This is a genomic window from Coleofasciculus chthonoplastes PCC 7420, from assembly GCF_000155555.1.
Classification (GTDB): domain Bacteria; phylum Cyanobacteriota; class Cyanobacteriia; order Cyanobacteriales; family Coleofasciculaceae; genus Coleofasciculus; species Coleofasciculus chthonoplastes_A.
Map to the genome: position 1 here is coordinate 59098 of NZ_DS989872.1, position 8775 is coordinate 67872.

Consider the following 8775-nt stretch of genomic DNA (forward strand, 5'->3'; position numbering starts at 1 on the left):
GGATTCCGCAATACTGTTAAAAGATAGTTAAGCCTGAAAAAAATACCCTGGACTTATCTCAAACTAATCTTAAGAGCTAAGCTATAGAACTCAACCTATGCCTATTCGACTTAGTTAGACATCTAAGAAAACCCGAGCGTGAGAGAGCGCTGGGTTGAGAAAAATGAGATGGTAGGTATTTATTAGAATAACACAAACTTCAACGGCATTGAGATTGCGGTGCATCGGCATCCTCTGGAATGGGTCAAGTTCCATGACATTATCCGTTCTTTAGAATTGATTGATGCAAACTTCCAAATCCTCTTTAACCACCAGCAGGCTATTGGTTGGGCAACTGTGCCAATTCCCCGCAAACAAGGGTTCAGAGGCAACCAGGACAGCGTTAGGGTAATTAGGATCATCCCGTAACCAGTATAGGGTGGGCGCACTACTACCCGATGCGTAGCGACTAGCAACGAGGCTATGCCCATCGCTGATAATCACATTGGCAGAAAAGTTGACTTGATAGGATTGGGCTAATTGTTTCAACTGGATCAAGGTTTGGGATAAAGCTTTCTCTAAGGAAGCATCGGCAACCCTTTGCACTTCATTGACAAGGAGGGCAAAAATATGCTCAGAATCGGTTGTACCGTGGATTGACTGGTAAATTTCATCACTCAGGCGATCGCGAATCGGTCGATAGAGCGTCTGGCGGAACCGTTCGATAAAACCATTGTGAATGAATAAAATGCGATCGCGACGAAAGGGTTGACAGTTTCCCATGTCTAAAGCTTGACCGGGCGTCGCACTCCGAACATACGCCAGTACACAGTCAGATTCCACATAACGGCTCAATTCCGGTAGATTAATATCATTCCAGATGGGTAGCGTATTTTTGTAGGTAAATGGATTAACATCCTGGGTTGAGTGATACCAACCAATGCCCAATCCATCCGCATTAACCACACCCGATGTCATCTCCTGTGGCAAGTAACTCTGGACAACCAGAGAACGTTCAGGTTTATACAATAGCTGATCAAGTTGGAGAGGGGAACCTAGGTAGCCCAGTAATCGGCACATGCTTATCTTCCATTGAATCCAATTGCATTTTAGGCTGAAATGATAGCTTTAGTGTCAATTTTTAATTGAATGGTTAGGCGACATCCTGGCAAACTTCCCTAACAAGTAAGTCTGGGGAACGAGCGCGACTCTACCTAGTGGATACTTTCCCTAATTATTGGAGTTGAAATAACCATGAAAAAATCAATTCTGGCACTGATGCTCACACTCACAACTTTAAGCAGTAGCCAACCCATCCCGGCACGAGCTTGCGCTGGTGGTGGAAGTGGGGGTTATATCAACCAGAATGCCGAGTTTGTTGTACCACCACAATTTGCCTCGACAACCGATTTTTCCGAAGGATTAGCAGCGGTAAAAGTTGGGGAGAAGTGGGGTTATATTGACCTAACGGGAAAGCTGGTGATTTCGCCTCAATTTGACATAGCTCTGAGCTTTGCTGATGAGTTAGCCGCTGTGCAGATTAACGAAAAATGGAGCTACATTGACAAGAGCGGGGAAATAGCAGTCGTTCCCCCCCAGCCCGATCATTCTATTTTGTTTACCTTTTCCTTCTCGCAAGGATTGGTAGCCGTGAAGATTGATGATAAATACGGCTATATGGATAAGAGTGGTCAAGTCGTGGTTCCACCTCAATTTGATGTAGCCCGGAAATTCACTCAAGGGTTTGCCGCCGTAGAAATTGATACCAAGTGGGGTTACATCGATAAAACAGGTAAGCTAGTTGTTCGACCTCAATTTGATAAGGCTGAGAGTTTTAATCAGGGGTTAGCTGCGGTACAAATTGAAGAGAAATGGGGCTACATTGACGAAACAGGTAAAGTCGTCATCTCACCCCAATTTAATCAAGCAACAAGATTTACGGAAGGATTAGCAGCGGTAAAAATAGAGGAAAAGTGGGGCTATATTGATGAAACAGGTAACGTCGTCATCTCACCCCAATTCGATGATGCCAAAGAGTTTGCCGAAGGATTGGCGTTGGTGAGAGTAGAAGCCAAGTTAGGCTATATTGATAAGAGTGGTGAATTAGCCATTCCCTTTCAATTTGCTAGAGCTAGTAACTTTTCTCAAGGACTAGCCGCCGTACATTTTAACCGAGCTTGGGTTTACATCGATAAGACGGGAAAAGTAGCGCTACAACCACCAGTAGCAGCGGCTAATTTGGGTATCTTCTCTCAGGGACTAGCACGGGTATGGGTTAATCCTAAATCGGGGTCTCGGTGTTAGTTGATTGTGTTATGAATACCCTCGGTTGTTTGTGTTTTTATCAAAATTAATATAAATTGGGTATTCTCTATTCCCTAATCTCAACCATCCACTTTAATTTGTCTAACTCCTGATGAACTATATTATTAGAAATCCTGAAGATATTATTCAATTACTGCTCGAACATCTCCAGATGACGAGTTTAGCCGTACTAATTGCGGTGGCGATCGCACTGCCGTTATCGGTGCTGATCACTCGCTACCGTTGGCTGAGTATCCCAGTCGTGGGTATTCTGGGCATCCTCTACACCATACCCAGTCTGGCGCTAATTATTCTGCTTGTGCCACTTTTGGGCTTAAATCGCCAATCAGTCGTGGTGGCAATGATTCTCTATACCCAGGTGATTCTAGTCCGTAATTTTTTAGTCGCCTTACAATCGATTGATCCGAAAATTTTAGAAGCCGCACGCGGGATGGGGATGAATGCTTGGCAACGTTGGTGGTGGGTACAAATTCCCCTAATTTTACCCATTGGTATTGCTGGAATCCGTTTGGCAACAATTGTCGCGATCGCGATCTCTACAATTGGTGCTAAATTTGGGGCGGGAGGATTGGGGGTACTCCTCTTTGATGGGGTGTCTCAGAGTCGCTACGATAAGATTTGGGCGGGGGCAATTACCGTGGCGATTTTGGCGTTTGCTTTAAATGGTATTTTGCTAGGATTACAGTGGCTATCGAATCCGCAACGAAAAATCAAGCTGATGAGTGAGGGTTGATTGGGAGAGGAGATTTGTAAAAGAGTTGGATCAGGTGTTGTTGCATCTTAATGAGGTGACTGCCTTTTGTTGTTCAGACTCTATGAAATCGAGGGAGTAATTTGTTCTAAAACAAAATCTAAAGAAAAATCAGGTTGTGTCGGTAAACGAAAAAATACTGGTACTATCGCTTTAAGCTATCATGCATTTAAATGCATAACAGCTTAATACCATTTTCAATCCCACAATCGACGCAGATTCACAACAAAACCCGGTAACACGTCTTCACCGGACAACTCAGCCGGATTCTCCAACACCTCCACATCCTGACCCGCTCGATAAATCTCCACCCGTCGCTGCTGCGGATCGATTAACCATCCCAATATAGCGCCATTGTCGATATATTCCCTCATTTTATCTTGCACAGACTTGAGGGTATCTGAACTAGAGCGTAACTCAACCACAAAATCCGGGCAGATATGAGCAAAGGTTCCTCTTTGTTCCGGAGTAAGCGCCTGCCAACGTTCCCGACTCACCCAAGAGGCATCAGGAGAGCGAGTTGCACCATTGGGTAAAATAAAGCCAGTTGAGGAGTCAAAGGCTTCACCCAAATCCTCATTTTCTTCGTACCAGCGATCAAGTTGTCCGGTGAGGCTACGGTTGCGTCTTCCAGTTTCCCAGCCTGTTGGTGGGTTCACAATTAACTCTCCTTTTGCACTTCTTTCCAGTCTCAAGTCGCGATTGGCTGCGACTATAGCAGCAAACTGTTCCTGGGTGACGTACAGCCCAATCGCCTTAGGCAATTCAATCGATAGGGTTTCAGTGTCTCGACTAGCAGGTGTCTGTACCATCTTTATCTCTTACGCGCTATGTGAGGATGTCAATCGTTGTAAAGCAGTCAAACTCACCTCCGCCACTAATGCCAAAATTGCCACTGGAATAGCACCCACCAATAAAATACTTTGATCATAAAGGGCAAACCCCAACACAATAAAACTGCCCAATCCCCCTGCGCCAATAAAAGCAGCCAGAGTCGCACTGGCAATCACCTCGACTGTCGCGGTTTTAATCCCAGCAATAATTACGGGTAAGACTAACGGGATTTCGATTTGTTGCAGAATTTGCCGGGGAGACATTCCCATTCCTTTGGCGGCTTCGATGATAGTGGGTTCAATATTGCGAAAGGCGACATCTGTGCTGATCAAAATCGGTGGTAGTGCTAAAAGCGTCAACGCTACCGCCGCCGATTTGAAGCTAAGCCCCAAATAGGGAATGGCAACAAATAAAATCGCTAAGCTGGGAATAACTCGTAAGCCATTGACGGTATTAATCAAGACAGTTGAGGCAGTTCGCGATCGCGCACTCAGCAGCCCTAACGGTAAACCCAGCACCAAGCTGATTGTCAGTGGTACGAGTACCAATAACAGATGTTGCCCTAGGGCTTCCCTAAAGTTGTCTGGATGACTAGCAATATAATTTAGGACTTCAGTAAATTTCTGAAACATTTGAGTTTTTCAGCCATTAACGTTTATCATACAGTCATTCTGCCCATGCCAGTGGCTGTAGTGATCAGGCTATCTGCCCCAGCCTTTATCCCTACAACCCGGATTTTACTTGGTTTTCATGCTTTCATGTCAAGTTTTTTATCTTTCCCTACACTAAGCTGTCATGCATTTAAATTGGGTATTAGTAGCGAGCAAGATGCAAAGCCTGCGGCATGGCTTCGCTAAACGCACTACAAGGATTGCGCCATTGCCCTTATTGATATTAAGGTTTAAATACCGAACAGCTTATAGATCCTACGCTTACGGAATTCGGAAAAATCTTGGACAAGAAACTGAGATGTTCCGACGTTGGTGTTTTAGCAGGATGTCTAGATGAATTTTGAGGCATCTGTTGACATTTCGGTTATTGTCAATTGTCGGAGCCAACTCATGAGTATAAAAGTCATTGTTTTTGATTTTGATGGCACTTTAGCGGATACTTTCAACGCAATCGTCCGGATCGCGAATCGTTTAGCGGACGACTTTGGATATAAACCGTTAATGCCATCAGATATTGAGAGAGTTAGAAATTTAAGCGCTCGCCAGATTATTAAAGAATCAGGAGTTCCATTATTCAAGATTCCTTTTTTGCTGAAGCGGATTCAATCAGAATTGCATCAGGATATTGAATTTCTAAAGCCTGTTGCTGGAATCCCTGATTTGTTAAAAGAGTTGAAAAATAAAGAACAAATTATCGGTATCTTAACTTCAAATAGCGAAGACAATGTTAGAAAATTCTTAAATATACATGGGTTAGACTGTTTTTTTAGTTTTATTTGTTCAGAACCTTCAATCTTTGGTAAATCACGCGCTTTAATAAACTTGATCGACCATCACTCCATTCAATCTAAGTCTCTTATGTATATAGGAGATGAAACGCGAGATATCTCCGCCGCCAAGAAGATCAACATAAAGGTGATAGCCGTAACTTGGGGATTTAATTCGTTCAGTGTATTAAACCAATACAATCCTGATTTTTTAGTTGACCATCCTGGTGATGTATTGAACATTATCGCACAATTAGATTAAGCACCATTGTAGAGACGCGCCATGGCGCGTCTCTACATAAATGATGTGTCCTAACAGCCATGGCGGTTGCTATATCACTAAGCCCCTATTATCCGCTTCCCTATTGCCTCTCCCCACCACAAGACTCCCTACAGATCAAAACAGGGGGAGTTGATCTCGATTGAGTATAGATCCGCGATCGCGCTGCTTGACACATCGGCAATGAAGTGAAGAAACAATATTAGCTGAAATCCTTTAACCAAAGGGGTTACAGCATTTTTTATGGCGAGAAATTACAGGTATGACTGGAAAACCGAAGGCGTAACAGCGGATGCTCTAAAAAAAATTTTGCCAAAGGACTTGCCAAATCATCCCTTTAGTGGGTAAGATTAGTAATCGTGGCAAGCATTGAAGTCATGATCCTCAGTAGCTCAGTGGTAGAGCGGTCGGCTGTTAACCGATTGGTCGCTGGTTCGAATCCGGCCTGGGGAGTTAAAAAATAACTTATTGTAGGGCTTACTGCACAACCCGGAAACCCTGATCCATCAATACTTTGAGGCGTATGGACAGTGGATAAAGTGCCAGGAAATGGGGTAGCATCCTTCATAAGTATGGCATCACCTTGCTCAGGGAAAATGTACCCTTGCTCCCCCAGCTCCCCCAGCTTCCCCTGCTCCCCCTCACCTCACCACTTATTCAGCAAGCCCTATTGTAGATGCCCAATACCAATCTTGTTGCTCGGCGTTGAGGAAGATATAGCGCTACGCGCTAGGCTTTCTTGCAATAGGCAACACCTCGGACTTCGGCGTGAGGCTTCGACGGTGAGCGCGGCAACTTGTCCTAACCTTAATGCGTAGTGCTATAGAAGTTCAATCCCCTCTGTCATAAAGGATTTGGGCTAACTGATTCCGTAATAAGGCTTCTTGCTGAGTTTCGCCGATCGCATTAGCGAGAGCGATCGCTTGTTCGTAAAATTGCTTCGCTTTCACTACATTGCCTCTGGCGAGGTAAAATTCGGCAAATAACCGTAGTGTAACGAGTTCTCTGCTTAAGCTTTCCTGTTCTTGGGCTAAGGCGAGATGCTGATTCAGGTATCGAATCGCTAGCAAATCTGGACCAATGATGCTATAGGATTTCGCCAATCCCCGCAGGGCGCGAAACTGATTGGGAATATCCTGGCTATCTTGTGCCAGTTGTAAGGTATAGCGATAGGAACCAATTGCATTTTTATAGGAGGCGATCGCGAAATAGGCATCGCCTAAATTATTACGGGTATTTGCTTCTCCCAAGGGATCGCCTAATCTCCGCCGCAAGGTTATCGCCGCTTTATACTGTTTAATCGCCTCTAAATAATCACCCGCACGAGCCGCGACTAAACCCAGGTTGCTCAAACTAAGTCCTTCCCCTTCGCGATCGCCCACTGTGCGAGCAATGGTTAGGGCTTCAGTAAAGCTTTCTTGAGCGGCGTCGAGATCGTTTGATTGCAGCAGCACCGTACCGACGTTATTCAAGGCATAAATTTGTCCCTGAAAATCTTGGAGGAAACGAGCCACCCCTAACCGACGGCGCAGAGACTCTTCAGCTTGGGGAAAGCGTCCCAAATCAGCGTAAGCGAGACCGATATAATTGTAAGCTAAGCCCTGTCCTTCAAAATCGCCAATTTTCTGATAAAGATCCAGCGCCTGTTGCCAATAGGCGATCGCTTTTTGCAAATTTGCTTGGCGTTTTGCCTCTCCTCCTAACCGCAACAGTACATCTGCCTCATTTCGTGCTTCCCGTTGAATCGTGCTATCTAAGGGAATTGTTAATTGATCTTGTAAGTCAAAACCCGTGTCATTGGAGACGGTTTGACTTTGAGCCGGGTTACTCGCCAGCAGTACCGCCCCAGAAATTAGAGCCATCGCTGTGCGACGAATCACCTTCACCGAGAGATATCCTCTGTTCATGATCGGGAGATTTTTTAATCGGGATCAGAAATTTCTATCCTTAGTTTATACGGCGACAGCATTGAATTCGGACTTGCCCTCGGCATTATCCGTTGCTTTCTGTAAGTAAATCTCGCGAATATCATCGGGTAAGTTTGCCTCTAATCGCTGATACCCTTGCTGGAGTTGATTTCTGACTTGAGCGGGTGCGATCGCTTCGCCTTCGGCTTGTAAATAAGCGGCGATGCGGGTTTCACTCCACTTAAAAGTTAACGCCATGATGATGATTAACCGCATGAGCGCAGGTAACTGCTCTAATGCCGCCTCCAGATAACACCATAATGGCGGTGGTGCAGCTTGCAGGCTATAGTGAATAGACTCCACTGGGGGTAACTCCGCTTGATTGATGCAGACGGCTGTCATGTTAATCAGCCAGCTTTGGAAGGTATTAGACTCACTCGCCGCCTCTTTGATAAAGTCCATTCCCCGCAATTCATAGAAAATATGACGCCAAGTCAGGGCAAAGAGGTAGTCAGCTTGCACAGGCGATCGCGCCGAATGACGAATTAAGGTATAGACAATCGGACTATAGCGGCAAAAAATCGCCGTGAAATACTTTCCCTGTTCCGGATAGCGCTGAAACAGAGTCACCAGTTCGCGATCGCTGTAGTGAAACAGGGATTTGACTAGCGGATGGTTGGATTCAGAAAAATGTGGAATATGCACAGTCTTTACGTTCTAGCTAGAATTCCGAATGCGCGGCGTTAACTCTCCAGTAGATGCCTCCCTTATGCAGGTGTTATCCCTTTTGTCAAGGATTTAACAGTGAGTTGCTGACGCCTATCATACTTAGCGTGTAAGTTGTACCTACCAGAGCATTAGCATAGCTCGTTGAGCTTAGCTAAAATTAGTAACATCTAGTAACATCTATAGGACATCAGATGGTATTCATCATAAACCTGTAACAGGAAAACCGATTCGTCAAACTTAAATCAACTCAACATAGCTTGTCAGAATGATTCTATCAGTTGATATTATTGCCTTTCGACTACCGCTCCTGCCTTTGGGTGCTTTTTTACCGTCTCTGCCATTAGATAGCCTTTTTTCCACCCAAGGCATTATGGTTATGCTCTTGGCAGCTTACGCGGTGGCGATGTGGATGTTTCTCACCAGTGCGCCAAAAGTACATACCATTATGGTGTCTGATTTGGAGGTGGCACGGCAGTTTTACGAAGGCTTGCTGGAATTGTCCGCAGCGGAAGTTCCTCTACATTACTACTAC

Annotated in this window: 8 protein-coding genes, 1 tRNA gene and 1 pseudogene; 5 read left to right on the forward strand and 5 right to left on the reverse strand. The window is 45.0% G+C overall.

The annotated features are described in order from the left end of the window. Window positions 1–270: 270 nt before the first annotated feature. Complete coding sequence (egtC, locus tag MC7420_RS30970; RefSeq protein ID WP_006105693.1) at window positions 271–1059, reverse strand: ergothioneine biosynthesis protein EgtC; 789 nt, start codon at window positions 1057–1059, stop codon at window positions 271–273. Between the two features lie 174 nt (window positions 1060–1233). Here egtC and MC7420_RS30975 point away from each other — a divergent pair, with 174 nt between their 5' ends. Beyond that, window positions 1234–2283 carry a WG repeat-containing protein gene (locus tag MC7420_RS30975; RefSeq protein WP_006105619.1) on the forward strand — a complete coding sequence of 350 codons (1050 nt, stop codon included), beginning with the start codon at window positions 1234–1236 and terminating at the stop codon, window positions 2281–2283. A gap of 112 nt (window positions 2284–2395) precedes the next feature. Next, window positions 2396–3037: an ABC transporter permease gene (locus MC7420_RS30980; protein ID WP_006105662.1), complete on the forward strand. Its 642-nt coding sequence runs from the start codon at window positions 2396–2398 to the stop codon at window positions 3035–3037. 215 nt (window positions 3038–3252) lie between these two features. On the opposite strand, the gene MC7420_RS30985 is transcribed toward MC7420_RS30980, so the two are convergent. Together MC7420_RS30985 and MC7420_RS30990 are read right to left on the reverse strand one after the other, a co-directional pair. Then, a complete protein-coding gene (locus MC7420_RS30985; RefSeq protein WP_006105649.1) occupies window positions 3253–3867 on the reverse strand; it encodes a Uma2 family endonuclease in 615 nt (204 codons plus the stop codon). A gap of 9 nt (window positions 3868–3876) precedes the next feature. Further along, window positions 3877–4521 (reverse strand): ABC transporter permease, encoded by a 645-nt coding sequence (locus MC7420_RS30990; protein WP_006105685.1) that lies wholly within the window; start codon window positions 4519–4521, stop codon window positions 3877–3879. 429 nt (window positions 4522–4950) lie between these two features. On the opposite strand from MC7420_RS30990, the gene MC7420_RS30995 reads away from it, so the two are divergent. Together MC7420_RS30995 and MC7420_RS31000 are read left to right on the forward strand one after the other, a co-directional pair. Next, window positions 4951–5589 carry an HAD-IA family hydrolase gene (locus MC7420_RS30995; protein WP_044210771.1) on the forward strand — a complete coding sequence of 213 codons (639 nt, stop codon included), beginning with the start codon at window positions 4951–4953 and terminating at the stop codon, window positions 5587–5589. A gap of 399 nt (window positions 5590–5988) precedes the next feature. Continuing rightward, window positions 5989–6060, forward strand: a tRNA-Asn gene (locus MC7420_RS31000). 377 nt (window positions 6061–6437) lie between these two features. Here the strand turns inward: MC7420_RS31000 and MC7420_RS31005 are convergent. Then, entirely contained in the window at window positions 6438–7514 is a 1077-nt protein-coding gene (locus MC7420_RS31005; RefSeq protein ID WP_006105669.1) for a tetratricopeptide repeat protein, read from the reverse strand. 45 nt (window positions 7515–7559) lie between these two features. After that, a complete protein-coding gene (locus MC7420_RS31010; protein WP_006105663.1) occupies window positions 7560–8219 on the reverse strand; it encodes an RNA polymerase sigma factor in 660 nt (219 codons plus the stop codon). Window positions 8220–8508: 289 nt separating this feature from the next. On the opposite strand from MC7420_RS31010, the pseudogene MC7420_RS31015 reads away from it, so the two are divergent. Beyond that, a pseudogene (locus MC7420_RS31015) lies at window positions 8509–8775 on the forward strand (glyoxalase-like domain protein); the annotation flags it as partial.